At 37.5% G+C, this 24,563-nt stretch carries 40 protein-coding genes and 1 pseudogene; 20 read left to right on the top strand and 21 right to left on the bottom strand.

Going from position 1 to position 24,563, the window contains the following annotated elements; all coding sequences use genetic code 11:
- Positions 1-50: 50 nt before the first annotated feature.
- Positions 51-1,724 (bottom strand): FMN-binding glutamate synthase family protein, encoded by a 1,674-nt coding sequence (locus ASF86_RS07200; RefSeq protein WP_056480816.1) that lies wholly within the window; start codon positions 1,722-1,724, stop codon positions 51-53.
- A 237-nt stretch (positions 1,725-1,961) separates the two neighbouring features.
- On the opposite strand from ASF86_RS07200, the pseudogene ASF86_RS07195 reads away from it, so the two are divergent.
- From ASF86_RS07195 to ASF86_RS07170, 6 genes and pseudogenes are all read left to right on the top strand, one after another.
- Positions 1,962-2,222, top strand: a pseudogene (locus ASF86_RS07195) (hypothetical protein); the annotation flags it as partial.
- 534 nt (positions 2,223-2,756) lie between these two features.
- Complete coding sequence (locus ASF86_RS07190; RefSeq protein ID WP_056480812.1) at positions 2,757-3,287, top strand: spore coat U domain-containing protein; 531 nt, start codon at positions 2,757-2,759, stop codon at positions 3,285-3,287.
- 83 nt (positions 3,288-3,370) lie between these two features.
- Entirely contained in the window at positions 3,371-4,078 is a 708-nt protein-coding gene (locus ASF86_RS07185; RefSeq protein WP_056480810.1) for a molecular chaperone, read from the top strand.
- A 40-nt stretch (positions 4,079-4,118) separates the two neighbouring features.
- On the top strand, positions 4,119-6,527 hold the full coding sequence (locus tag ASF86_RS07180) for a fimbria/pilus outer membrane usher protein (protein WP_155860167.1): 2,409 nt from the start codon (positions 4,119-4,121) through the stop codon (positions 6,525-6,527).
- A 23-nt stretch (positions 6,528-6,550) separates the two neighbouring features.
- A complete protein-coding gene (locus ASF86_RS07175; RefSeq protein ID WP_413772530.1) occupies positions 6,551-7,546 on the top strand; it encodes a spore coat U domain-containing protein in 996 nt (331 codons plus the stop codon).
- 739 nt (positions 7,547-8,285) lie between these two features.
- On the top strand, positions 8,286-9,548 hold the full coding sequence (locus ASF86_RS07170) for a tyrosine-type recombinase/integrase (protein WP_056480804.1): 1,263 nt from the start codon (positions 8,286-8,288) through the stop codon (positions 9,546-9,548).
- Positions 9,549-9,553: 5 nt separating this feature from the next.
- Here ASF86_RS07170 and ASF86_RS07165 read toward each other — a convergent pair whose 3' ends face one another.
- The 15 genes from ASF86_RS07165 to ASF86_RS07095 are packed head-to-tail and all read right to left on the bottom strand — an operon-like array spanning position 9,554 to position 16,521.
- On the bottom strand, positions 9,554-9,823 hold the full coding sequence (locus ASF86_RS07165) for a hypothetical protein (RefSeq protein ID WP_056480802.1): 270 nt from the start codon (positions 9,821-9,823) through the stop codon (positions 9,554-9,556).
- A gap of 1 nt (position 9,824) precedes the next feature.
- Positions 9,825-10,052: a hypothetical protein gene (locus ASF86_RS07160; protein ID WP_056480800.1), complete on the bottom strand. Its 228-nt coding sequence runs from the start codon at positions 10,050-10,052 to the stop codon at positions 9,825-9,827.
- On the bottom strand, positions 10,049-10,261 hold the full coding sequence (locus ASF86_RS07155) for a hypothetical protein (RefSeq protein ID WP_056480798.1): 213 nt from the start codon (positions 10,259-10,261) through the stop codon (positions 10,049-10,051). The genes ASF86_RS07160 and ASF86_RS07155 overlap by 4 nt, the downstream gene beginning before the upstream one ends.
- Positions 10,261-10,446 carry a hypothetical protein gene (locus ASF86_RS07150; protein WP_056480795.1) on the bottom strand — a complete coding sequence of 62 codons (186 nt, stop codon included), beginning with the start codon at positions 10,444-10,446 and terminating at the stop codon, positions 10,261-10,263. Before ASF86_RS07150 ends, ASF86_RS07155 begins: the two co-directional genes overlap by 1 nt.
- Entirely contained in the window at positions 10,443-10,838 is a 396-nt protein-coding gene (locus ASF86_RS07145; RefSeq protein WP_056480793.1) for a hypothetical protein, read from the bottom strand. The genes ASF86_RS07150 and ASF86_RS07145 overlap by 4 nt, the downstream gene beginning before the upstream one ends.
- Positions 10,831-11,397: a hypothetical protein gene (locus tag ASF86_RS20035; protein WP_227508780.1), complete on the bottom strand. Its 567-nt coding sequence runs from the start codon at positions 11,395-11,397 to the stop codon at positions 10,831-10,833. Before ASF86_RS20035 ends, ASF86_RS07145 begins: the two co-directional genes overlap by 8 nt.
- Complete coding sequence (locus ASF86_RS07135; RefSeq protein ID WP_056480791.1) at positions 11,394-11,858, bottom strand: hypothetical protein; 465 nt, start codon at positions 11,856-11,858, stop codon at positions 11,394-11,396. Before ASF86_RS07135 ends, ASF86_RS20035 begins: the two co-directional genes overlap by 4 nt.
- Complete coding sequence (locus ASF86_RS07130; RefSeq protein WP_056480789.1) at positions 11,855-12,313, bottom strand: DUF551 domain-containing protein; 459 nt, start codon at positions 12,311-12,313, stop codon at positions 11,855-11,857. The genes ASF86_RS07135 and ASF86_RS07130 overlap by 4 nt, the downstream gene beginning before the upstream one ends.
- Entirely contained in the window at positions 12,314-12,610 is a 297-nt protein-coding gene (locus tag ASF86_RS07125; RefSeq protein WP_056480787.1) for a hypothetical protein, read from the bottom strand.
- Positions 12,610-13,590 carry a hypothetical protein gene (locus tag ASF86_RS07120; protein WP_056480785.1) on the bottom strand — a complete coding sequence of 327 codons (981 nt, stop codon included), beginning with the start codon at positions 13,588-13,590 and terminating at the stop codon, positions 12,610-12,612. Before ASF86_RS07120 ends, ASF86_RS07125 begins: the two co-directional genes overlap by 1 nt.
- 4 nt (positions 13,591-13,594) lie before the next feature.
- Complete coding sequence (locus ASF86_RS07115) at positions 13,595-14,266, bottom strand: putative quorum-sensing-regulated virulence factor (RefSeq protein ID WP_056480783.1); 672 nt, start codon at positions 14,264-14,266, stop codon at positions 13,595-13,597.
- Positions 14,267-14,278: 12 nt separating this feature from the next.
- The gene (locus ASF86_RS07110; protein ID WP_056480781.1) at positions 14,279-15,013 is read right to left on the bottom strand and encodes a hypothetical protein; all 735 of its coding nucleotides are present in this window, start codon (positions 15,011-15,013) and stop codon (positions 14,279-14,281) included.
- Between the two features lie 27 nt (positions 15,014-15,040).
- A complete protein-coding gene (locus ASF86_RS07105; protein WP_056480779.1) occupies positions 15,041-15,715 on the bottom strand; it encodes a hypothetical protein in 675 nt (224 codons plus the stop codon).
- 42 nt (positions 15,716-15,757) lie between these two features.
- On the bottom strand, positions 15,758-16,081 hold the full coding sequence (locus tag ASF86_RS07100; protein ID WP_056480777.1) for a hypothetical protein: 324 nt from the start codon (positions 16,079-16,081) through the stop codon (positions 15,758-15,760).
- A 2-nt stretch (positions 16,082-16,083) separates the two neighbouring features.
- On the bottom strand, positions 16,084-16,521 hold the full coding sequence (locus ASF86_RS07095; protein ID WP_056480775.1) for a hypothetical protein: 438 nt from the start codon (positions 16,519-16,521) through the stop codon (positions 16,084-16,086).
- Between the two features lie 197 nt (positions 16,522-16,718).
- Between ASF86_RS07095 and ASF86_RS07090 the strand changes: the two genes are divergently transcribed.
- Positions 16,719-16,958, top strand: coding sequence for a hypothetical protein (locus tag ASF86_RS07090; protein WP_056480773.1), 240 nt, complete (start codon positions 16,719-16,721; stop codon positions 16,956-16,958).
- Here the strand turns inward: ASF86_RS07090 and ASF86_RS07085 are convergent.
- The 5 genes from ASF86_RS07085 to ASF86_RS07065 all read right to left on the bottom strand — a co-directional run bounded on the left by ASF86_RS07085 (position 16,948) and on the right by ASF86_RS07065 (position 18,949).
- Positions 16,948-17,154, bottom strand: coding sequence for a hypothetical protein (locus ASF86_RS07085; protein ID WP_056480771.1), 207 nt, complete (start codon positions 17,152-17,154; stop codon positions 16,948-16,950). The genes ASF86_RS07090 and ASF86_RS07085 overlap by 11 nt on opposite strands.
- Positions 17,155-17,206: 52 nt before the next feature.
- Positions 17,207-17,422 (bottom strand): KTSC domain-containing protein, encoded by a 216-nt coding sequence (locus ASF86_RS07080; RefSeq protein WP_056480769.1) that lies wholly within the window; start codon positions 17,420-17,422, stop codon positions 17,207-17,209.
- Positions 17,423-17,482: 60 nt separating this feature from the next.
- Positions 17,483-17,773 (bottom strand): hypothetical protein, encoded by a 291-nt coding sequence (locus ASF86_RS07075; RefSeq protein WP_056480767.1) that lies wholly within the window; start codon positions 17,771-17,773, stop codon positions 17,483-17,485.
- A gap of 6 nt (positions 17,774-17,779) precedes the next feature.
- Positions 17,780-18,082, bottom strand: a complete 303-nt coding sequence (locus ASF86_RS07070) for a hypothetical protein (protein ID WP_056480765.1) — start codon at positions 18,080-18,082, stop codon at positions 17,780-17,782.
- Positions 18,083-18,166: 84 nt separating this feature from the next.
- Positions 18,167-18,949, bottom strand: coding sequence for a S24 family peptidase (locus ASF86_RS07065; protein ID WP_056480762.1), 783 nt, complete (start codon positions 18,947-18,949; stop codon positions 18,167-18,169).
- Between the two features lie 127 nt (positions 18,950-19,076).
- Here ASF86_RS07065 and ASF86_RS19145 point away from each other — a divergent pair, with 127 nt between their 5' ends.
- The 13 genes from ASF86_RS19145 to ASF86_RS07005 all read left to right on the top strand — a co-directional run bounded on the left by ASF86_RS19145 (position 19,077) and on the right by ASF86_RS07005 (position 24,528).
- Positions 19,077-19,253, top strand: a complete 177-nt coding sequence (locus tag ASF86_RS19145; protein WP_001217698.1) for a Cro/CI family transcriptional regulator — start codon at positions 19,077-19,079, stop codon at positions 19,251-19,253.
- Complete coding sequence (locus tag ASF86_RS07060; RefSeq protein WP_056480760.1) at positions 19,250-19,513, top strand: hypothetical protein; 264 nt, start codon at positions 19,250-19,252, stop codon at positions 19,511-19,513. The genes ASF86_RS19145 and ASF86_RS07060 overlap by 4 nt, the downstream gene beginning before the upstream one ends.
- Before the next feature lie 47 nt (positions 19,514-19,560).
- Positions 19,561-19,824 (top strand): hypothetical protein, encoded by a 264-nt coding sequence (locus ASF86_RS07055; protein ID WP_056481790.1) that lies wholly within the window; start codon positions 19,561-19,563, stop codon positions 19,822-19,824.
- Complete coding sequence (locus tag ASF86_RS07050) at positions 19,821-20,117, top strand: hypothetical protein (RefSeq protein ID WP_056480758.1); 297 nt, start codon at positions 19,821-19,823, stop codon at positions 20,115-20,117. Before ASF86_RS07055 ends, ASF86_RS07050 begins: the two co-directional genes overlap by 4 nt.
- Positions 20,114-20,476, top strand: a complete 363-nt coding sequence (locus ASF86_RS07045) for a hypothetical protein (protein WP_056480757.1) — start codon at positions 20,114-20,116, stop codon at positions 20,474-20,476. Before ASF86_RS07050 ends, ASF86_RS07045 begins: the two co-directional genes overlap by 4 nt.
- A complete protein-coding gene (locus ASF86_RS07040; RefSeq protein WP_056480755.1) occupies positions 20,469-21,350 on the top strand; it encodes a replication protein in 882 nt (293 codons plus the stop codon). Before ASF86_RS07045 ends, ASF86_RS07040 begins: the two co-directional genes overlap by 8 nt.
- Positions 21,351-21,352: 2 nt before the next feature.
- Positions 21,353-22,153 (top strand): hypothetical protein, encoded by an 801-nt coding sequence (locus ASF86_RS07035; protein WP_056480753.1) that lies wholly within the window; start codon positions 21,353-21,355, stop codon positions 22,151-22,153.
- On the top strand, positions 22,150-22,479 hold the full coding sequence (locus ASF86_RS07030) for a hypothetical protein (RefSeq protein WP_056480751.1): 330 nt from the start codon (positions 22,150-22,152) through the stop codon (positions 22,477-22,479). The genes ASF86_RS07035 and ASF86_RS07030 overlap by 4 nt, the downstream gene beginning before the upstream one ends.
- The gene (locus ASF86_RS07025; RefSeq protein WP_056480749.1) at positions 22,476-22,850 is read left to right on the top strand and encodes an HNH endonuclease; all 375 of its coding nucleotides are present in this window, start codon (positions 22,476-22,478) and stop codon (positions 22,848-22,850) included. Before ASF86_RS07030 ends, ASF86_RS07025 begins: the two co-directional genes overlap by 4 nt.
- On the top strand, positions 22,843-23,298 hold the full coding sequence (locus ASF86_RS19140) for a hypothetical protein (protein WP_081407572.1): 456 nt from the start codon (positions 22,843-22,845) through the stop codon (positions 23,296-23,298). The genes ASF86_RS07025 and ASF86_RS19140 overlap by 8 nt, the downstream gene beginning before the upstream one ends.
- Positions 23,298-23,696 (top strand): DUF559 domain-containing protein, encoded by a 399-nt coding sequence (locus tag ASF86_RS07015; protein ID WP_056480747.1) that lies wholly within the window; start codon positions 23,298-23,300, stop codon positions 23,694-23,696. The genes ASF86_RS19140 and ASF86_RS07015 overlap by 1 nt, the downstream gene beginning before the upstream one ends.
- Positions 23,693-24,214: a hypothetical protein gene (locus ASF86_RS07010; protein ID WP_171252327.1), complete on the top strand. Its 522-nt coding sequence runs from the start codon at positions 23,693-23,695 to the stop codon at positions 24,212-24,214. Before ASF86_RS07015 ends, ASF86_RS07010 begins: the two co-directional genes overlap by 4 nt.
- A 134-nt stretch (positions 24,215-24,348) precedes the next feature.
- Positions 24,349-24,528: a hypothetical protein gene (locus ASF86_RS07005; protein ID WP_056480745.1), complete on the top strand. Its 180-nt coding sequence runs from the start codon at positions 24,349-24,351 to the stop codon at positions 24,526-24,528.
- The last annotated feature ends 35 nt before the right edge of the window (positions 24,529-24,563 follow it).

Genomic DNA, 24,563 nt, shown 5'->3' with positions numbered 1-24,563 from the left:
AAGAGCATCACACTATGAATGTAATGCTCAAATTATAGGCTTAATATAAATTAGAAATGATTGGCATCAGCCATATTCCACATTCGATAATAAAAATTATCATCGTCGTTATTAAGTTCAGATTGTAAAAGTTCACCTTCTTTTAAGAAAAAATGCAATTGAGCATAGTTCTTAATTTCACGGTCGTTTACTCGCTGAGCCAAATGGTGGGCTTTAATATCTGAAGGATGACGTAAACCAGCCGCAGCAATCATTTCTGATAATGCATGCAATGTATTTTTATGAAAATTAAATACCCGTTCTGATTTGGTCGGTACATCAATTGCTTTTTGGCGGTCTTTATCTTGGGTTGCAACACCTACAGGGCATTGGTTAGTGTGACAGCTTTGTGCCTGAATACATCCAACAGCAAACATGAAACCACGTGCCGAGTTAACCCAATCTGCACCTAGTGCAAAAGTACTGGCAATATCGAATGCACTAATGATTTTACCACTCGCACCAATCTTAACTTGATCTCTTAGCCCTGCACCGACAAGCGTGTTATGGACAAAGCGCAAGCCTTCACGTAATGGTGTGCCAATATTATCGCTAAACTCAATTGGTGCTGCACCTGTACCGCCTTCAGAACCATCGACTACAATAAAATCAGGAACAATTTTTGTTTCAAGCATTGCTTTAACAATACTCATAAATTGCCAAGGCTGACCAATACACAGTTTAAAACCAACTGGTTTCCCGCCAGATAATGTGCGCAACTTCTGTAAGAAATGCATCATTTCAATTGGGGTAGAAAAACTAGAATGCTTTGCAGGAGAAATACAGTCATGATCGCGAGAAACGCCGCGGATTTCGGCAATTTCTGCGGTAATTTTATGTTTAGGTAAAATACCGCCGTGGCCTGGTTTAGCACCTTGGGAAAGCTTCAGTTCAATCATCTTGATCTGTGGTAATTGGGATTGTTTGGCAAACTTTTGCTCGTCAAATTTTCCGTCTAGGGTACGGCAACCAAAATAACCACTGGCAATTTGCCAAACAATATCACCGCCATTTTCCAGATGATAAGGGCTTAAACTACCTTCGCCAGTATCATGATAAAACCCACCTAACTGTGCACCTTTATTTAATGCGCGGATTGCATTTGCACTTAAACTACCAAAGCTCATGGCAGAAATATTCATGATTGATGCACTATAAGGTTGAAGGCATTGTGCATTACCAACCTGAATACGGAAACTCTTTGGATCTGCTGGTGGGCAAGGGCTTATTGAGTGGACAATAAAGCGATAGTTTTCTTGATAAACGTCAATGATTGAACCAAAAGGTTTATCTGCATTTTCATTTTTAGCGCGTTGATAAACTAGACTTCTTTGCATACGAGAAAAAGGTAGAGCATCTTGATCCGCTTCAATAAAGTATTGACGAATTTCTGGGCGTATATCTTCAAACAAAAAACGGAAATGCCCCATAATTGGGTAGTTTCTTAAAATTGAATGTTTATTCTGCAAAACATCATAAAGGCCTAATAAGCTTAGTGCACCTGTGAGTACCCATAAACCGTTAAGTAGAGTATCTGAAATAAAATAATAGATACTATGAGGTGTATATACGGTGCGAAACCATGTAATGCTGAGTGCAGTAAAAATACATAAGAACCAAAGAGAATGGCGTGAAAAGAATGTATTGAGAAATTTATGTCGAATGATTTGTGCTGGACTCGCCATATTGGAACAAATTCCTAATGTTTTACTGGCACATACCTTGCCAAGAAGGAAGTAAAACTACAAGTATGGAATTGTTAGTTTTAGGGGACAAGAAAGAGTACATTCAAAGGTTCGCTTGATTTAGGAATATATTTTTAAATAGAAAGTATTTTGACTATAAATAATATTTAATCTGAATCTTTTAGCATTAAGATAAATTATAAAATTAATGGATTTTATAAATGTTTAGTTGTGCTGATCTTTCCGGGATATATCTTTTATCCCTTACTGGGGATTTTATTTGTTTTAGGGTTTACGCCTATTCTAGATTTTTTTGCTGAGAGACCTAAAGGATTTCATAGTTGGGATATTAGGAATATGTTTGTGATCAACTCTCGCAGTGGAGACTATCAATTTAAGGAATTGGCTTGGTATGGCAAAGCCTATATACAATTAGGTTTTGCTATGGTGGGTGGATTTCTCGGCCTGTCTTTTCATTTAATTTTTAGAAATAGTTAAGCTAATGCTACCCACTTCTGGTATGTGAAAAGTTGTTTTAATTACTGAAAGTTCTTAAAAAATCCTAGAACTGTTATAAGTTACTTAGATTTCTTATTCATAAAATATTGTTTTCTTATTCATTTAAAATATATAGAACAATCAGTAGCTTACTTTTTGTTCTTGTTTTTTTGACCAAAGGTTAAAAAAATATAAATTACTAAAAGTGATGGTAAATTTTAACTAATGAAAAGCTATAATTTTTTTAGTAAAACTAATAAAAGATAAATAAAAGTATCGAAAATTCATATAAAAAGTGTAATAAACCATAAAAATTTTTCTAATTGAGAAATTCATCAGAAGTTGAACTATTAATTGATATTTAAAATGAAACTTATGTTAGTGTTTTTGTTGTTTTTTTGTATTATGCGCGGTCAGTAGAGTAAAAAAATAATGCTTTGAAAAAACAATCAGAAAAGCTAGTGATTGTATTGGGGAAGGCTAGTTTTTACATCTATTAATTTTATTGGCGTAATGTAAAAAAGGTTTTTTACCATGAAAAAGTCTCTCATTTGTTTACCAGCAATTGCTATGGGTTTAATGTCTATCACTGCAGCAAATGCTGCAACAGCAACAGGCACCTTGACTGTTAAAGCAACAATTACAAATAGCTGTGTATTGAATACTTCAGCTACCGGTACAACAGCTAACGCAGTTTTAGATTTTGGTACTTTAAGTTCTCTTGCTAGCAACGTAGATGCAGACACTACAACGACAGGTGGTACGGCCATCAAAGTTTTATGTAACAACACTGTGCCATGGACCTTGGCTTTCGATGCTGGACAAAATGCTCAAACAACTCAACGTCGTATGATTGGTGGTGCAACAAGCAACGAATTTATTCCTTACAACCTCTTCTCTGACACTAACCGTGCAACAGCAATTGGTATTTCAACTACTGCATATAGTGGTACTGGTACTGGTGTGCCACAAGCAATTAACGTCTATGGTCGTATCCCTGCTGGCTCAACTTTGCCAAGTGCAGGTAGCTATGTTGACACTGTAACTGTAACAGTGACTTATTAATTTTTAATAAGTTTTATTGTGTCATTGCTAGCTCTTGATTGAGAGAGCTAGCCTAATTTGAGAAAAGTAGTTCTGGGCAAATCATGAGAAAAAATATCTTTGTTATTACAAGTTTATTGTTATTTTTGCCTAGTATGCTGAACGCTGCATCAATTCGTCTTTCGCCTGTAAGTATTGAAATATTAAATGATCAATCGGCGTCCTCAATTAGTTTATATAACCAGTCAAATGAAAGTACTGATTTGCAGGTACGTGTATTTGAATGGCGCCAAAATGCTGGGCAAGATCAATTAATCCCTACAGATGAGATCGCGGTTAGTCCACCATTTTTAAAATTACAACCTAATGATTCTTATAATTTACGTGTAGTTAGAATTAATCCAGCACCAGTTTCTGGTGAGCAAACATACCGTATTATTATTGATGAACTACCAAAACCGATTGATAACCGTAAAGCGGATCAAGGGGTTAACGTACTACTACGTTCGTCATTGCCTCTATTTGTCGTAAATAAAGATGCAATTACTAAACTTACTTGGTCAATTCAACAAGAGCAAAATAATTCTTCTCTTATGATTAGCAATGTTGGCAATCGACATGCACTTTTAAATAATTTAACACTTGTTGATGTAACAGAAAATAAAAGCTATGCCATTAAAGTAAATACGGTGAATGGTTATATTCTTGCTGGCAAAGCAAGAAGTTTTAATATTAGCCCTGATTTCAAATTTCAAGCGGATCATAAATATAATATTTCATTAAATATTAACGGTAAGCAAACATCTCTTTAAAGAGGCACATATGAAATATCTCGTAAGTGCCTTATGTGTTATGTACTTGCCGATTCATGCTTTTGCTGAATCATTGCAAGATAACACCAATATTGCTTTACCAAGTATTCCGGAAGTTACAAACTCTTCTCATCAGGTGTTTAGTTCTGATAAGGCTTACACACAGCTTTTTTTAAAGATTTCTATTAACTCGAATATTTCAACAGATTTAATATCGGTACGCCAAGATCAAGATGGAAAGCTGTATATTCGTGTTCGTGACTTAAAAACTTTAAGAGTGAAAATGGATGAACACATTCCAGATACTCAATGGGTGTGTATTAATGAACTAAAAGGAATCCAGTTTAAATATCTAGAGAATGAGCAAGCTTTAAACTTACAAGTTCCGTTGAACATGTTGGCGGATTATTCAGTTGACTTAAATGGTCAGCAGATTACCAGTCCTCATTTACTAAAAATGAAGCCTTTAAACGCAGCCATTTTGAACTATAGCCTGTATCACACCCTGACCAATGACGAGAATGTTTTCTCCGGTTCTGCAGAAGGGATCTTTAACAGCGCAATCGGTAATTTTTCATCAGGGGTTTTATACAACGGCAGTAATGAAACTAGTTATAGCCATGAAAAGTGGGTACGTCTGGAAAGTAAGTGGCAGTACGTAGATCCTGAAAAGATCAGGATATATACCTTAGGGGACTTTATTTCCAATAGTTCTGACTGGGGGAGTAGTGTACGTCTAGCTGGTTTTCAGTGGTCGAGTGCTTACACCCAACGAGGAGATATTGTCACTTCGGCACTCCCACAATTTTCTGGTTCGGCTGCACTGCCTTCGACATTAGATTTATATGTCAACCAACAAAAGATTTATTCAGGACTTGTTCCCTCAGGCCCGTTTGATATTAAGCAGCTCCCGTTTATTTCCGGAAATGAAGTCACGCTTGTGACCACGGATGCAACGGGTCAGCAGAGCATTACCAAACAGGCTTACTATTTTTCATCTAAAATTCTGGCAAAAGGCATTAATGAATTTTCAGTAGATGTCGGGGTTCCACGCTATAACTATGGCTTGTATTCGAATGATTATGATGATGTCACCTTTGCTTCGGGTGCGATCCGATACGGCTACAGCAACTCGTTGACCTTCAGCGGTGGTGCAGAGGCTTCTACAGATGGCCTATCAAATCTGGGCACAGGCTTTGCCAAGAACCTGTTTGGTTTTGGGGTAATTAATGCTGACATTGCAGCGAGTCAATATAAAGATGAAAACGGCTATTCTGCCTTAGTAGGTTTAGAAGGGCGTATTAGCAAGAATATTTCGTTTAATACCAGTTATCGCAAAGTATTCGATAACTACTTTGACCTTGCCCGTGTGTCTCAAATTCGATATTTAAAAGATAATCAAACAGATGCTGAACCCAAAAACTATCTAAGCTACAGTGCGCTGGCAGATGAGATTTTTAGGGCAGGAATTAACTATAATTTTTATGAGGGGTATGGAGCTTATCTGGGTTATAACCAGATTAAATTTAGCGACAACTCTTATAGGTTAGTCTCTGCCAATTTAAGTGGAAGTCTGAACAAGAACTGGGGATTTTATACCTCAGCGTATAAAGATTATGAAAATCACAAAGATTATGGCATTTACTTTGCGCTGCGTTACACACCATCTACCAGAGTCAATGCGATTACAAGTATTTCTAATGAAAGTGGTAAAACAACATATAGACAAGAAATAAATGGATTTAGTGACCCACAAATCGGTGCATTTGGATGGGGAGGCTATGTTGAGCATGATCAGGATGCCAATCAAAACAATGCATCTATCTATGCATCTTACCGTGCCCGTGCTGCTTATCTGACAGGTCGATATAACCGAATTGGAGATAACGATCAGGTTGCACTTTCAGCGACAGGATCGTTGGTTGCGGCAGCAGGGCGGATTTTTGCGGCTAATGAAATTGGAGATGGCTATGCAGTTGTGACCAATGCTGGACCGCAAAGCCAAATTCTAAATGGTGGAGTCAATTTAGGAGCGACTGATCGAACTGGTCGATTCTTAATTTCAAATTTAAGACCTTATCAGCTTCATCATATCTATCTAGACCCATCATATTTACCTTTAGAATGGGATGTTACTTCAACTAACCAAACAGCATTCGTAGGTTATCGCCAAGGAACCTTGGTTGACTTTGGCGCTCATCAGGTCATTTCAGGATTAGTCAAACTTGTTGATTCGAATAACTCAGCGTTATTGCCGGGTTATAGCGTTCGAATTAATGGACAGCAAGATGGGGTAGTTGGCTACGATGGTGAAGTATTTATTCCAAATCTATTAAAACAAAACAAACTTGAAGTAGATCTTCTGGATCATGGTTCATGCCAAGTTAATTTTGCGTATGAAAATAAGCAATACAGTGCTAAAAAGTTGGGGCCTTATGTATGTCGATAACTACTGTCAGTCATAGTTTTTGGATGAAGGGTAAAAAGCTTTCATTGGCCATAAAGTATATTTTAGCAATTGTTCTGTCTTTTATATTATATGCATTTTTTAGCTCTGCACATGCGGCTTGTACGGTAACTGGAACCACTAATAGTACATATACCTATACGGCTGCCACAATTAATAGTGATGCAAACATCAACTTTTCCGGCACGATTAGATGTCTTGGCGGACGTACTACTCCTGAAATTTCAGCTTATATGTGTATGAAAACCGTATTTACGGGAACCACAAACACCAATAACAGTGTTTCATTACCTTATACAGTCATTGCAACTGTAGGTGGGGCAGGTTCTTCTACTACAAATCAGACCTCAAATGTTTGGTATGGACCAGTGAGAACAGTCGCTCCAAATAATATTATTAGTTACTCTGTAAATGTAAAAGTTCCAGCCCGCACTGGTTCGCTCACTGCATATCCTAAAGGTACATATACTGGTACGGTTCAGCTTTTTTGGGACATGCAGGCAAGCTCTAGTAGTGTCTGTGAAGGTAATAGCGGAGGCGGTTGGGATTCAGGTAATACCACTATAACGGCTAATTATGTTGTACCGAGTTTATGCCAATTAGATTCAACATCAAATGTCGATTTCGGCAATATTAATGATATTGGTTCAACTAGTCGTGATTACACTGCCCAAGGTGCAGTGAATACCACTTGTAACAATGGAACGCCATACAGTATTTATTTGGGTGATGGAAATAACCGTATTGCTGGTGGCTTTAGACGTATGACAAATGGTAGTAGTCAATATATTCCCTATCAGTTATATCAGAACTCGACTTATAGTACGGTATGGGATACTACAGGTGGTGTAACCGCAGTGGGCGGTTCTGGAGGTGTTTCCAAAACAGGCTCGGGGAGTGCTCAAAGTACAAATGTCTATGGAAAAATTCCACAAGGTACTATTATTTCAACGACTCCCGGTAATTACTCAGATACGATAGTTGTTACAGTAACTTATTGATTAAATTTTTGAATTTAATGTTGAGTATGTTTCTGGTACTGGGTTGGTAATGTGAATATCCGTGAGTTTGATATTCGATATTTAAGCTAAGCTTAATTTGAAAATTTAGTTCTAAAGAGTGATGTCTATAAATTTGATTTTTAATTGTTCTAATTTAAAGGAAGTAGAAAAGCTTTTACAGAAAAGATGGTTGATAAAAGACGGTTAACGGTAATGTTGTTTTAGGATAAGTAAAAACAGAAAAAGACAAATTAAGAAAATAAGAAAAAACATCTGATGAATAAATACCTTATGAATATTAAATGTATTTTTACACAAGTTAACACATTGTACAAATTAAATTACAGTTTGCTTATCTTTATTTAATCTTTCTTATCAATAAAAAAGCTTTTAGGGGCAAAGCTGGTTATTAATAAATTAGTTATTTGTATTGCAAAACAAAGTGTTAGAATTGTAGGGTTGGGATGTTTTGATATATACAATTATCTCGAATTTTAACCTATTGAAAATACAAAGGTTTACCACTTGTTCCAACCACTTACAATCCAAACTAGACTCGGCGGATTCTACTTTTTCTATAGTGTGCTTGTAGATCTTCTAAAATTATAAAGATTATTAAAATTAAATACTTAAGCTTAAAAAATGACGTATTTTATTGAGACTAAAAAGTACTTGTAGACTATTTGTAGACTGTTGAGAAACATGGTTAAATCATAGTTCGCTAAAACTGGTTTAAGACATGAAACTCAACAAATCTACTGTTGATGCTATTCCATTAACAGAAAAAGGTCAAAAAATATATCGAGACTCAGAACTAATTGGTTTTGCTGTAAGGGTAACCAATAAAAGTAAAACATATATAGTTGAGCGCAGACACGAGGGTGAGCTTTTTCGAGTAACGATTGGCAAGACAACCGATCTTCCTGCTACAAATGCTCGTGCAAAAGCTCAGATGATTCTTGCGAAAATTTCAAACAATGAATATGAGAAGCCAACTAGAGCAAAGAATGTTTCTAATCCTTTGGAAATTACTGTGAATGAAGCGCTTCAAATTTATATTGATAGAAATGACTTTAAACCAAAGACGATAAAGCAATACAACAAATACTTTGATCTATATTTAGGATGGGGTAATAGGAAGCTTTTTCAGATTACCAAGCAGGAAGTCTTAGATCGTTTTATTGAAGTATCAAATATCAGTGAATCATCTGCAAATGGTGCAATATCTCTTTTAGGTACTTTATGGAAGTACATCCATGTTCTTTATTCAACAGATGAAAATCCGATCCTTAAAACTAATCCAGTTGACATTATTTCCGTAACTAAAGGATGGAATAAGATTGCTAGTAGAGACAGACATCTACACAAAGATATTATCCACAAATATTACAATGCAGTCCTTAGCTATGAAGATGAGTTGAATCTTGAAAATACAGCAAGATCAAACACACATCGGGATTTAGTTTTGATGTGTATGTATACCGGGTGTCGAAAGCAAGAAGCGTGTTCATTGAAGTGGGTGGATGTGAATCTCAAGAATGGAACATTAACTTTTAGAGATACCAAAAATGGTACAGATCACATGTTCCCAATTGGAGACCATTTACAAAGTATTTTGCGTGAACGTTGGCTGTTAAAAGAAAACGACTGGGTTTTCCCAGCAACAAAGATGCCTACTTCTTGGAATATGCATGCAACTAAAGTTGATACGCTATTAAATAGGGTTGGTAATGAGGTTGACTATTATGTTTCTATGCATGATTTCCGCCGAACTTTTGCGACTATATGTAATTTATTAAGATTTAATATTTATGTGACTAAAAGGCTATTAAACCATACTGCTAAGCCTAGAGTAGATGTCACAGGAGGGTATGTTCAAATACCTGATGAAGAATTAAAAGCATCAATGAATATGATAGAAGCAGTTTATCAAGGAAAAATAGATTGTTTTAATTACCAATCTGTTTGGAGTGAAAGACTAAAAGATATAAAGGCGGGGTGACCGCCTTATATCGTTGCAAGCTGCGCTGTATTTAGCACAGTCTTGCTCTTTTCATACTGTAGTACATCTTTCTTCTTGTAAGAAACCCGTCTACCAATTTTTGAAAAAGGCATGGATGACTGATCACATCGCATTCTTGCTAAGGTCCATGGTGAGCAATCCAAGTAAAGCGCTACAACTTCTTGGGGGAATTTCTGTTCTTCATTCGCCATTATGAAGCGATCTAAATATTCCTGTTGCTCTGCATCAGATAGATTTCTTAAGTCTTTTAACATTTCACCCCTCCTTACTTTCCGCTTTAACTTCATCTACTTCCAAACTCACTTTTGAGCCTGAAAAGTCATTGTTATTAATAACGATCGGCTTGAAGTGGGTCAGCACAAAAAGCACCAGATAAGCTATTGAAACTGCATATACAAAACTATCGGTATATTTTCCAGTTCGTAGCAATGCAATTCCAAAAATAGCCATAACTAATAATAGAAAACTGTATTTTTCACTCATTCCAATACCTCAGCACATTTCTCTATATATTCATTTGCCCATTCATTTAAGATTTCCTTTTCAACAAATTCTTGCTTTTCAAAGAAGCCTAATGCATTCCATTCTTTTTCCGAGATGTAGTCACTTAGCAATACATCTTCTTCATGGTTTCCCACAGCAAAGCCAATTGAGAGCTTTAATCGCACTTTGATAGAACTAAATTCACTCATTATTCAGCTTCCCAATATTCGTGCTTTGATTCATCAAATTCAAAACTGTGGTATTCAAATAAATCATGAAGTTCTTGTTCGTAATTATCACAATTGATATTTTCATAATCTTCGAGCTTGATACATAGCTCACTCCAACGATCACGAAAATCACCACCATCCAAAACCTTGGTTAATCCACTCATGCTTCAGCTCCAGATCCGTAAAATTGTTTTGCTTCATCAAAGCTTTTGGTTACAAGGGGAGCAGATCCTTTCTTGTAGCAATTCACAATTTCATCAAATTTAAAAACACGTTCAGCTGTCTTCAAATCAAAGCATTGATACATGGCTTGGGTGAACCAGCTTTCTACATAAAATAGATTTTTAATATGGTCCTTACGGGTACCGTGCCATTTCTGGACTTTAATAACATCATCGAAAATTTCTAGGAAAAAGTTGTTACCTTCCTTTTCATGCATTTTTCTATAACGTTCAACAGCTCTCTCGGCTATCTCTTTAGAAGCTGCTGGCGTTTGTTTGAAAGGGCCATCACCTTCGGGCCGCATTGCAACGGCCCATAAAGTTGATTTACTCATTAGCAGCTCCCGATTTGCTTTCACCCAACTTTATACAACCTTCTTCTTCACATTCAGACATGCAAGCATAGTAACCAGCACCACTATGCCCATTCTCATGCCAGCCAATTGTTACTAAATCATCCATTTGATCTTGTGTATCATCTGGTGCACCAAAATTACATGCTTCTTTTAATTCAGCGCATGTTAAAGTTATGCTATGAACAAGAGTCTCTTGTTGAGACTTATATTCAGATTCTGAACCGCCAAAAATTGCAGGAACGTTTTCAACCTTTCCAAGCTGAATTGAATAACCTAGATATTTGTTTAACTTTTCGATTTTATTGATCTTTGCAGCATGATTAGCTTCAAAACCAAATTGACAATATGTATTTAGTTCATCAACTACAGCATGAAGATCATTAAGTTCTAAATGAATTCTTTCTAAGTTATTCAGAGGTAAATCAGGGTGTTTCTCTGTCATGCCAAACTGAGCAGTCTTTAGGGCAATTTGTGCAATTTCAGTTGCTTCTTCAGCAAGTTTCATCAACAAAAATTGTTCATGCGTCATTTTATTCATTGCTCGGCTCCCGATTCGCTTGCTTCATACATCTGTTTGCAATGATTTGCAGCGTCTAAGGCAGTCTCTTGTGAATCAAACAATTTCCATGCAATATGATCATCGTTATCATCCCAGACTCTTGCTGCATACAAAGTATTGCTTTGAGTGATTAAATATTCTTTATGTTGAACTGGCTTAACCTCCCCAATACTCAATTCACATAAAGTTCCATCTATTCCATCGTGGTCTAACCAGAGATATTCATCATCGTCGAGATACCAGTCTTCGGTATTTTTCTTTTCAACAAGCAAGTGAGTGTCAGGCACCGCTTGAGCTCTGCCTACTGCCATGAAATATTGAGCAATCTCCCAAGCCAAAGCTGTTGAGCCTTTTTCATATCCACCATCCTCGCGCTTGTCTAAGTAATAGCACTTAGCATCTGCCCAATATTCAAAAGCTTCTCGTTCAGTCATTTTCATGATTCAGCTCCCGATTTGCTTGGCACCTTGTGAAAGTACATCCAATGTGTTGGTGGGTCTCTTTCAAAATTAGCCCAAATATGATTTAAGTCTTCATCACATGTCATGTAGTCACTTTCTGGTTGAACGTCTGGTGAGTCCGACCAACAAATTAAAACCATAGTGTCTGCTGGTGGCTCTTCATCTTCGACGCTGATCCAAGTTGGCATTACCTGAGCTTGTGCTTTCATGAAAGTTACAGCTTTTTTCCACATTGCCCAACCACTATTAACGCGGTGGTAAATTTCTAAAATATCCTCTTCACTTAGTTCGATTTTGATACCATCAGCTATTTCAAAACACCCACCAACCATGTCAAATTCAAGGACTTCTAAATGATTTGGAAGCCAATATTTTTCTTTAAAGAATGGTAATTGTTCCACCCAAAATGCTTGTTTAGTTTTTAAATCAATCATTCACGCCACCATTTTATAAATACGTTTAACTTCGTGATTCAGCTCATCCATTGCTGAGCGACCTTCTTTGAAATACTTCAAAAGCATTAACTTGTAGCGCTCTTGAGCTGCTTTGTTCATCTCACCTTTATCGGTCAAGGTGAGGGTGGCTTTATTGCCTTTAATCAGGTTTACACCTTGCGGTGTACCTCTTCCGCGATAGCCAGCATTAACGTTGAAAACTATGAACTTCTCGAAAAGCTGCTGGGGTAGCAGCTTTGGCTCGAAAAGAAACTCTGGAAAAGTCTGTTTCGACATTAGAAAGGTTCCTCCGGTAAATAATCAGGTTCATTAACTGGTGGATTTTCTAATTCAAAACGACGTTTTTTTACGAAACCCATGAGCTTAGGTTGAATTTCTAGGGCACGACTTGCCACATCAATTTCAAGAGCATCCAATGTAGTAAGATCTGGTGCATTCTGGATCTGAACCATTAATGATGGTGGCTCACTCTCTACAGGCTTTTCATCTGCAAGTTGAGTTAAACGCTTGTGAGTTGCTTGAAGTAAAGGCTCCATTTGTTTGTCAGACCATGCATGGGTGTAGCGATAAACAGCATTTACTTCGGCTGGTGTTTTAGACTCTTTAACACGTTGCAGCAGGGTATCAAGTGTCTTTTGATATTCAGGATCTACTTCAGGTTCGTTAGTAACTGGAACTAATAGGTCCTCAGAAGAGGAAACATAAGACCCTTCAGTGATAACAATCGCAGTGTCTAAAGCAATAGCCATATTTTCTGGAAGATCTTCGGCTTTAGTTACCTCAACTTGTTTTTGAGTCGAAGCCTTTGAAGATCTTTTCCCTCGTTGATTTTTAGGCTTATCATTAAAACCATCTTCAACATCTATATGGTCAATAACTTGACCAAAAATCGCACCTAAGGCTTTTAGTTGAAGCACTGCATTTTCTGCATCGGCCTGAGCAAAACCATTCAAAACGCTATAATAGATTTCGCAATTTTCAGGATGAAACTTAGTTCTTAAAACACGAGTTGGTGTGACGATAAAAATCTCTTGATCATCTTCAACTTCATGAGCAACTAAAGGCTTGGTAAATTGGATACCTGCAAGTTCCATTAATTCGGCTTTAATGCAAAATTCATAACCCGGCATAACAAAAATAGTAGCTGGGTAGCTTTCAAGTGTTTTGAAATCGTTTTCAAATAACTTGCTGCATAGTACTTCTTTGCCGTTTTGTAATGCGTTAAATGCTTCTTGAGCTGAAATTAAATTTGTCATGTTCTTATCCTTGTAATGCCTTGAGTACGTATTTATCTATGTCGTCTTGTCTTAACAGCCAAGCAACATAATCAGCAGGTAGATCCTTAATTTTTGCCCCTTTGTATTTACCAAAAGGCATGACAGTCGGAACTCGAGCATGTTCAGATGCAAGGTAGAGCGATTGCATATCTTTAAGGCCGAGATTCTTACAAATATGGGTTAATACAAAGCCTGTTAAAAATACGTCCTGCTTTGTATTGTGGGCATTGCGAATGCTTTGACGGGCTTTTTCACTACCCTTAGTCAGCATGTAAACTAATGCTGAAATGTTATGAGCTTCTTCGGGCCAGACCATTCTTGAAAGGGCAAGTGTGCAAATAGCCTTCGCATTAAAATCTTTATGAGCTAATCGAATAGCTTGAATGTCATAATCAATATTATGGCCAATGATGAATTCACATTCCGGAGCACGGAAAGTTTCATAACTTGGCTTGTCTGCAATGTCGCTTTCAAGAATGTGATGAATAGCCATAGCGCCGTACGCAATTGGTTCTGGACAGGAGAAGTATTCATCAAATACTTCTGCCTTATTTACAACTAACTTCCCATCAACAAAAGAACAAGGAGCATGAGCAATCTCAATTGGATATCCATGCAATGTATGTGTTTCAGTATCTAAAATAATCGCTTCCATTATGACCACCTATTAATACGGAAGATCGTCGTTATAAGATGGGCCGTTATCTAATAAAAGCGGCACATCATCATAATTATTTTGATATCCATGTCCGCCTTGGTTATATCCGTTATTGGAGTTTTGGTTATAACCACCACCAAAATTATTATTTTGCTGATAACCACCATTATTTTTAGGTTTACGAGTGGTAATCGGGTTAGACATCAGATTAGCTAAAGACTTAGGCAGGGCCTCAGGAACTGTTTTACGATCAAGTAGCTCTTTAGCCATTAATTCACTTTGAGCATGGAAGCAAGAGAAGAAATTCATTTGGAATTTCCATTCACCTTTACCATTTTGATAGTTTTCGCGCTGCAATAAGAAACCAATTCGAGCGTTTGCAACCTCTGGTGCAACCACACAGTTCATCATTTCGCGTTTACCTGAATCAAAATTGTATTTTTCAATCTGGCGATTTGTCGGTGTAAGACCTTTAACACCTATACATGCAAGCAAAGCATTAATTTTATGAACACCACTGAGTGGGGTGCCATCAGCTTTCTCTGTATAAATTGTCAAAGAAGCAGATTGTTTTGAATCTGTTTCAAACTCTATTTCAAACCCTGTAGTTCCAGAATTTGCTGTGACAAACTCCATATGTTTAATGAGACCGATATATTTACCTGCCTCTTCGATGCGGTTACCTGTGTCTGCTTGTTTTGCTGATTCAGGATTAAAGCCAAATGATTTGTATTGTTGAGTCATGGGTAGCTCCAATAAATTAATAAATGTTTAAGCAGTTTGATTTTGTGATTGAACTTGTGGGTTGGGGATGCCATAAAACTCACAAATGGCAACATCCACTTCATTTAAATCGTTTTCGATATGGTCACTTGCAAAGAGGTCCATAGGCGCTTTAACAGTTGAGTAGCCGCTGTTTTTGGTTTGAAAGATGTATTGATCATTAACCACGGATGTTTGAAGGCAAATGGTAACCATGCCCTCAAGCGTGATCTTTTCATCCAACATTTTTCCGATGGTTTTAATTTTAGTTTTTCCTTGGCCATCCTCTTCGGTGTGGCTTAAGAGGTAGACGCGCTTATGGTCGTGAGCATTGATTGCTGCATTGAATACATCCCAAGCATTGCGGCCAATCTCTGTGAACTTATCAAAACTTTTTTCAGTACTACGTCGCATAAACTCATTTGCCATCACATACTGAAAGTCATCAATAATGATGATTGGTCTCTTTGACCCATTGATCACATTGATAATGAATTGCGGATTATCAGAAACAAGAATTGAACCCTGTTTGTTTTCGGGTGTGATGTATGTCCAATTAGGTGAGCGAAATGGCAGTGGTTTTTTAATAACCTGAATCAACAATACGTGCTGCGGATTGAGGTTTCTTAAGCTTGTCGACTTACCAGTACCAGATTGACCAAGAATTAGGGTTGCTATACTCATTATTCATTCCTCATTATTCAGTATTCATTAATTTTTTTAGAGCTATCTTGAGCCAGTGAAGCCGCGCTTTTGCTTGTAAGCATTACGGTCGTACGCGGGAATATTTGATTCACGAAGATCGATAGCTAATTTCTTTTTGCGTTGAAAGCTGATCTCTTGGGTGAGAACTTCCCATACTGCTGGGCTATCTTTTTTGAAGTTTTCAACGTTTAGAGGCGTCTTAACTTCTTTGATGATTTTGTACAGCACGGTGCCATTTGCATTTGAAGCAAATACTTGCCAGCCGATACGTACTGAATACAAACCAGTGTTGTCACGGCCTAAATATGACTTGTAGCCATCTGGGTGTTTTTTGAAATTAGCCATGATTAAGCCTCCACCAACTTATTACGTTCGATGAAGCCTTTTAGAAGGGCATTGATATTGCGGTGATCGTTGTAATCAGTGAAATCGCTGTAAGACTTACCGTTTACATCGGTGATTTCATTAATTGTGAGCTGAGTTACATCTACAGCAGTGAACTCTGAGCCTTGTACGCCGTAACTATCTGGATGAGCCTCAAAGTCAAAGCTAACGTTTACTCGGAAGCCATCAAGTTTGATAACGGCAACGCCTGAAGTTTTACCTGTGATTTTTGCAGTCTGTACACCATATGCACTAGGTTGCGTTTGCGGTGTGAATTGCGTGTTTGGTACGTAGCTAGATTGAGCTGTCTTGTATTCGCAAGAAGCTAAACCAGCAATCAAAACTAAAGCTGTAAAGCCCGTAACTTTGATTTGGTTGAAAGGAATTGCATTTACGTTCATACTTATCTCACTCATTGAGTAAAAGCACGCAGGTTTTAGTCGGTCTAGCGTGCTTTTTATTAAGGAATGAGTAAAGAGTACTTTACATATTATTTACTGTAAAGAGGTATTTACAAATTATTGTAAATTACACTAAACAATATGTTTTAATAGACAAAAGAAAACCCACCGTGGTGGTGGGTTGGATGGAGTTTGTTATGAGCAAAAAATCTAGAAAAGCAGCACGTTTCAATTTACTAAAACCTAAGGAAAGTGATTTTGCAAATAAAGATATAAAGCAAAGAATGTTAGATATTGAAGCTGCAGATGAATTTATTAATATACGGAAAGTGAGAAAAATCACGGTTCTGATTTGTGAAAGCAAAGTGCCTCAATTTGAGAAGCACATGGCTAATTTCTTTATTAAGCACGGGTATAAGGCAAATATTATGGATTGAGCTTCGGCCATATATCTAACGCTTGATCAGCTGACTGCTCCTCATACGCCTCATTAATCTTTTTAAGAGCTTCTGTATATTCATAGATCCATAATCCAGGATCTGTAATATCAAAAGCGCTTTCATTCTTAGATCGTTCATTAATAACGGCTTTGGTAAGTTCTAGTGCTAAGGCCTCTTTCGATTCTTGTCTCACAATTTTCTCCACCCGATATGTTCTAAAGGGCCGTGTCGGGTCACGGTTTCAATTACACAAAAAGCTGAATGCGCTTAAAATTTTTATTAGCATCAATATGGCTTCTATAAAATTTATCTTTATCTTTTGAATCAACAAATTCTTTGAATGTGCTTGATTCAAGAAGTCTGTAAATAAACCTTTCACCTGTTCTAAGTACTACCGTCAATAAGAAATGTTGATAGAGAACATGACTGATATTGCGGGAATTAACTTCAATTTTTTGCATATCGTGGATTCCATTTCATATCCCTAGGACTTCTTTAAGCCCAATCCTAATCTTTTTTAATTAAATTTCTTGTTGCCCTGAAAACTCAATTCTTGATAAGTAATCAATTGGTAGGGCTAACTTTTCACCAGTAATAGTTTCAAAATGAATCCATATCCCATCAGCTTCATTTTCAAAATTCACACTTAGCAGTTTTACTAAATTGTAGGGCTCAGCATTCCCCATCATTATGATGTTAAATCTGTGATCCTCACGAACATAGGAGATAAGCATTTGATGTATAGCCATCTGCTCAGGGCTTGTTAGACACCTATATTTGTGTAGCTCAGGTTGATGATATTTCTTCCCCATAATGATTTACTCGTTTGAATATTTTTCTAAAAATTCATCAATCCAGCCTTGTGCCTGATCTAAATTGCTTATATCTACCAGTTTTAGATTGGTACTTTCTGCCTCGTTAAAGCCCTCAATAATAGCCTCAAAGATATTTGCTTCACTAATGACTTCTCTTGCCATTTCCGCAGCATCATAGCTCTGCTTGGCTTTTTTAAGGGAGGTTATTTGTTTATCAATTCCTGCACCAATTTTTCCTAATGCCAATTTGAATTCTTGACGATTGATCGTTAGCGCAGTTTTTGATTTATTAAGTGTTGCGATCATTATGTTCTCTTTTTTAATAAATTTTAATTACACAGCTCGCTAAAACAGGCGAGCAGATCAGTAAGTTGCGCCGGGTTCACAGTTTTAATAACCATTAGGATGATCTTGTCTATGCTGACTTGGCGGAACGATATCAGTAATAGCTGTAATGCTCTCAACCTCATCCATACCAAAGGTAAGACGCTCACCACCATTTACCGCAATAAGACTTAACACATCATTCTGTATACCAATGAATTCCTTAATTGTGCATCGTCCATCTTTTAAGCAGACTTGAACAAATTCCATTGGTACAAGTTCCGCATCGGGATCGCATACCACATACCAGCCATTACGAATAGCTGGAAACATTGAGTCACCAGTACCCTTTATGCCATATGCATTTGCTCCAGCAGTGTGAGTGGGGATATAACCATCACCAGCATTTCCATCATATCCCATATCTGTGAAATACCCATCCATTCCCATCTTTGAATAGGCTTTAACAGGAACATATCTTTTTTGAATAGGGAATGGCTTTATTGGGGTTTGAATAAATTTAACGGCATCTTCACTATCTGGAATATTGTACTTCTGCTTAAAAGCTTCAATATCTAGAACATTTAATTGTGCACCACTGCCATCCAATTGTGTGGCAATCATTTTATTGCTTTGTCCAGCAAGCCAATCTTTAGAAACACCTAAAAACTCGGCAGCTTTAACTAAATTTGACCCCTCTAATTCTTGGGTTGGGCCATTTACCCACAACCCAACATTAGCTCTGCTCACGCCCGCAAATCTAGCCAATTCAGTATTTTTGAATCTTTTTCCTGTTGTAGATTCATAGTGCTTTATAGCTAAAGACATTCGCTCTTGAAGAGTGCTCATAGTGTAAATCTCATGGCTATTGCCATAAACGAAATGTAAAGAAATCTTAACTTCTCATTTGTAAAGCTTGCTAAACTTTTATTGGTAAAGTAGACTTGACAAAGTAAAGTTGAAATTGGAATTAATTATGCGAATTGAGATGAAAACATCAGATGTTTTGGCTCGGTTCAATGCGCCAAAAATCGCAAAACTATTAAAAATTAGCCGTCAAGCAGTTTACCAGTGGGGTGAATTTGTACCCGAAGCTGCTGCATTCAAGTTGCTTGAACAAGAACCAACACTACCAGTTAAGAGGGTGTCATGAGTCTTGAAAAAGAAGATCTTCGTTTGAAGATGCTCCCAGACATGATGGAGCGATTGCGTCTTATTGCAGACGTTAGAGGGAATGATTATGCACATCAAGCAATTGTCCTTTTAGAAAAAGCAATCATGGGTGATTACCACGAAGTTAGCTTAATGCTTGAAAGAGCTAATAAAAATAGGAAGAAAAGGGAGAGCTTGGGAATACTTGGGCGGGTTGGGGTAAATCCTGAATCTCAAATCCTAGAAATTAAAAAAGCCTGATGGTCGAGATCAGGCTTTTCAATTCATCAATACGGAAACCAATGAATATGCAAACTAATTTATCAAATCAAATAGCTAAATACAACTTACCAGATTTTTTAGTAGGTGATGTTGTTGTGATGGTTGGTGAGGATGACTACCACAATCTATTTGAAGTTGTTGGAAGGTCAAAAAGGCTTATCCATCTCAAGGGTATTGATTCTTTATTTTATGGTCGTTTGAATTTTCAAATCCGCACAGCAACAGTTGCAGAACTCAACGCTAAACGCCGCCTAATAAGTGCTGAGCAAGCATTAGCGGAGGTTTCATGAACAGCTTCACACAGCAAATCAAAGATTCTCGTCAGCAAAGTGAAACTCAGTCTTTTTATGAACCCGCATTACGTGTGCTTGGTCAATTATTTGAAATGAAAAAGCAAAATTTACGCAATAAGGGTTATGACGAAAATAATGCAGCAGTTACGAAGGTTGAATTTTCAGAGGCTATGGCTCGTCAATTTCGCATAACGCAATGGTTAGCACAGAGTGTAGTAGCTAGTCTTGTTAAGGCTGGGATGGTTGATTCATTTGGTGGCTATGTTAAGCCAAAAGGTGGCAAATCATGAGATATGCAGCAAGAAGAAACGAGGGAGCATCCCCCTCAAAAACACCTATCGAAAATGTGATTCCTCTGGAGCAACCAGTAAAAATCTATTCAGCCAAAGAGTTAGCATCTATGCCACTTTCTGTCATGAATGCCGCCATAGAAGCCCAAGAACGTTTTTATCTGCTTGAAGAAACTACACATATGGGGGGGCAAGCTATAACTGTTCGCCGTCTCATGGAGGGTGGACACAAGCTAATTCAAGTGAAAGAAAAGTCTCGTACTCGCTACAAAATCAACAACGAATTTATTCCGCCAAGAATTATCCGACAGTTGGAAATGCGTGGACTTGTCAAATTGGAGACAAAATCACATGAGTAATTTCGTACCCAATTCATTCCAAGTTCCTAATGCTTTTGTAGATGAGGTTTTAAATAAAATCTCTGATGCATCATGCAAAATTTACTTGGTTATTTGCCGTAAAACACGGGGCTGGAATAAGGAGATGGATTCCATCTCTTTGTCTCAATTTGAGGAAATTACAGGGAAGAGTAGACCGACAGTTGTTAAGTGTTTAAACGAGCTTGTAAAGGTCGGTTTAGTCGTGGAACAACCAAGCACAATTCACGGAAATACCTTCAAATTAGGTAACGATACTAGCGTTGGTTTGATGGTTAAATTCCCTAGTAAAAAATTTTTACTGCCTAAAATTTATAGTCAAACTAGTAAAAATTCTTTACCACTGCTAGTAAAAATTTTTAACCAGACTAGTAAAAATATTTTACCGCTACTAGTAAAAATTTTTAACACACAAAGTATCACTATCAAAAACAACTCTCAAAGTATTAAAAAAATAAATAAAAAAAGTGAGTCTGTTTCTGAAAAACCTAAATCAGAAAAACCAAATGATTTTAATCCACGTTCAGTTGAACTGCCTGCATCAGTAGATTCAGAGCTGTGGAACAATTTTGTTGATATGCGTATCAGCATTAAAAAACCACTTTCTGAAAACGCCGTTAAGTTAATCCTTAAAAAACTTAAATCGTTTGGTCCATTGGCAAACCAATCTCTTGAAAACTCAATTATTGGAAATTATCAAGGCGTGTTTGAACCTCGCCAAAATCTGATTCAAGAAAAAACACCTTCTCAAAACATTCCTGAAGAACCGGGCTATTTCACTCAAATGTACGCTGAAGGCAATCGTTCAAATGTGATTGATGTGACGCCAGTACAGCACGATTTTGGAGGCTATTAATCATGACTGAACTAGCGCCTTTTGAGAGTTATTTGAAAGAACTGATCGCTGCATACAGAACTAAGTATGCGGTTCAATTCAACAAGAACTTTCCAGTTGAAGGCAAGAATGCAGTTCCGATGCAAATCGTTGAACAACAACTTGCTAAAGCATTGTTTGGGGTAACTCCTAACCAGCTACAAAGAGGCCTAGCGCTATTTTATGCAAGTGTTGACCGTTACATGCCTAACTTTGCTGAATTCCGCGCAATGTGCATGGGTGATGACTGGTGGAGTGCTGAGAAAGCATGGGTGAAAGTTTGTGAATACACTCAAATTTCTAATCACAAAAAAGTAACTTTGCCAGATGGTAGAGAGCAAAACCAAGAAATTACGACCTTGGCCAAGTTTGTATTGGATCAGGTCTATTCACTCATCCAAGACGGTGAAATGTACAAGGCAAAGAAGGAATTTATCAAGGTCTATGACGAATACAAGGCTGAAGCGCAGTTAAAGGGAAAAATCCAAGCTTGGTATCAAGAACCAATTTTATTAGCACAGAAAAATGGGCAAAAGGAACATAAACCAGTTTCAAACGATGAGGCGCAAAAGCATCTCAATTCATTGATGGACCGTTTAAAAATCAATGGGCGTAAACCTGCACCAGTGCAAAAGCTTCAAGCCAAGGAAAAAGAGCCTGAAATCAAACAAGAGTTGGGACCAGATCCTTTTGACAATCCACATGAATATGCAGAAATGTGCCGCCGTGAAGGTATGCCAATCCCTAAAAATATTCTTCAGCTCATTGAAGGGGTAAATCTATGAAAAAGCGTCAACAGAAGAAGCTAAATAAGAAGGCCATGGATTTGTTAATTAGTTTTGGTTTATGCCATCCAGATGATTTTGAGACATGGGCAAATGATTGGGTGTTGCACATTCATTATCAAACATATGACGACGGTTGGGATGATGAGGCAGAACCATTTAATTACTTAACTGGTTTAGTCCAAGACAAATTAATTGATTACATACAGGTTGAAGATGATTCAGAGCTTGGCTTTCACGTTCAAGAGGTTTTCAAGCGTTCTCTTGATTTAAGCGTGAGAGATGTTTTCTCAATATTCAGAAGTTCTTATGGGGCGAATGTATGAAATTAAATAAACAACAACGTGCTGAGCTCAAGAAGAAGTTTGGCGGCCATTGTGCCTACTGTGGGGAAGTGCTTGGTGATAAATGGCATGCAGATCATTTGGTAGCAGTAGTTCGTGATTTAACTACAGGTAAGCCAGAAAAGCTTGAAAACGACACATACGAAAACTTAATGCCAGCATGCACTGCATGTAATCACAACAAGCGTTCATTGTCTTTAGAGTCGTGGCGAAATCTTTTAGCTCATTATCGCGATATTCAAGTTCCTCGCGATTGCTCGCAGATCCGCCACTTGATGCGCTTTGGTCTTGTTGAGTTTATTCAAAAGCCTGTCACGTTTTTCTTTGAATCATATGAGGTTAGCAATGGATAAGTGTAGAGAAGCGTTTCTAAAAGATGTAGCTGAAGTGGTTCCTTGTTGGTGTGCACGAGAACTACAACATTACGAATATGACGCAAAGGCTAATTGTTTCAGGTTTGAGGGTCATGGGAAGTTTTCAAATTACACGCTTGCTCTAAATAACATGTGGTGCATTTATCAACACCAGCAAGCGAAAGTGGATGAACTTGAGAAAGAATGGCTTGAGATGAATCAAGAGCTAGAAAAAGAAATCCAAGTTGGCTTTGAAGTGAATAAGGAGAATAGAGAGCTACAAACGCGGATTGAATGGTTAGATGGGCTAAAAAACTCATTAAATGAATTAGCTCAAAAGTACAGATCTGAAGCACATGAGTTAAGTCTAATCAGAGATTTTGAAAAGTCTCAGATGTATAGCCATTTTGCGAGGGAATTGGATCAACTGCTTAAGGGGAGTGCTTGATGTCATCAATGAGCCTTGCTGATTACAAACGTCTTTATGCAAAACCACGGAGCAAACCTAAGCGCCGTGCTTCAGTAAAAAAAGAACGTGTTGTGAGTGAAGGTGAGGCAACGCTTGTACAGCACTTAAAAACACACAAGATCGGCTTTGAACAGGAATACAAATTCCATCCAACACGTAAATGGAGAGCAGATTTTTTAATTACAGGTACAAAGATTTTGGTAGAGGTGGAAGGCGGGATCTGGAGCGGAGGTCGCCATACAAGAGGGAAGGGGTATATCGGAGACATGGAAAAATACAACGAAGCGGCAATGATGGGTTTTACAGTTTTACGGTTCAGTACAGAGCAAGTTAAAGCAGGCGTGGCGATTAAACAAATTGAGCAATTGGTGGGATGATTATGAATATGCCAGTACAACAACACATTTTACAAACAGTCGATTGGTCTAAATATAGTTTTGAGGAGTGGTGCCGTCAGCTTGGTGCTTGGATCAATGGTGACAATGAAACCATGGTGATGGTTGTTAAAACCATGCCAACTAAACGCATCACTCAAAAACAACGTGAACAATTAATGGCTATGTATATGAGCGATGATAATTTAAAAGATCGCTTGTGTACTCGTCGTAAGGGCACTTGCTGTCAGTTAAATGATAACGAAGCACGTGCAATCCATAGATTGATACTTGATCTTCAATCTATAGATGATGAGGTACTTCAGGAGTGGATTGGGGCGATCTGGTGGCATTACGTTATGGGTGAGTCAATTCGTGATATTGCAAAGAGTAGTGATACATATGGTTCGCAAATTCAACAGGACATTAAATGTGGATTAGCCTTTATCAAGTCACGTTATCCGCATTTTCAAATTGAAAAGTTCATCAAGATAGTAGTTGTGGAAAATCAATCTTCTTGACTGTAAATACAGGGTATGGCATATTCATGTTACAGTGTTCGAAGTGTAAGTAAAGAACTGGTTTTAAAGCTCATCATTTGGTGGGCTTTTTTGCATTCTATGGTATAAAAATATCTCTTATTAAGGAGATAGAGATGTTTTATTTTTATAGTGATCAAGTTATTAATCTTTCGGCTATTGCTCATATTTTAGTGTTTGAAAGCGAAGCGTCTGTGAAGATTCATTTTATGGGGGTTGAAGAACCTTTGTATGTGAATTTTGGTAGCAATCCAAATTTGCAAAAGTTCTTATCTAAACTTAAACATCCAGGATAAGATTTAATTACCTCCTTCGGGAGGTTTTTTTAATG

Origin of the sequence: Acinetobacter sp. Leaf130 (assembly GCF_001423205.1) — a bacterium.
Classification (GTDB): domain Bacteria; phylum Pseudomonadota; class Gammaproteobacteria; order Pseudomonadales; family Moraxellaceae; genus Acinetobacter; species Acinetobacter calcoaceticus.
The sequence above is the reverse complement of the archived record's forward strand: the minus strand, read 5'-3'. Positions and strand labels throughout refer to the sequence as shown.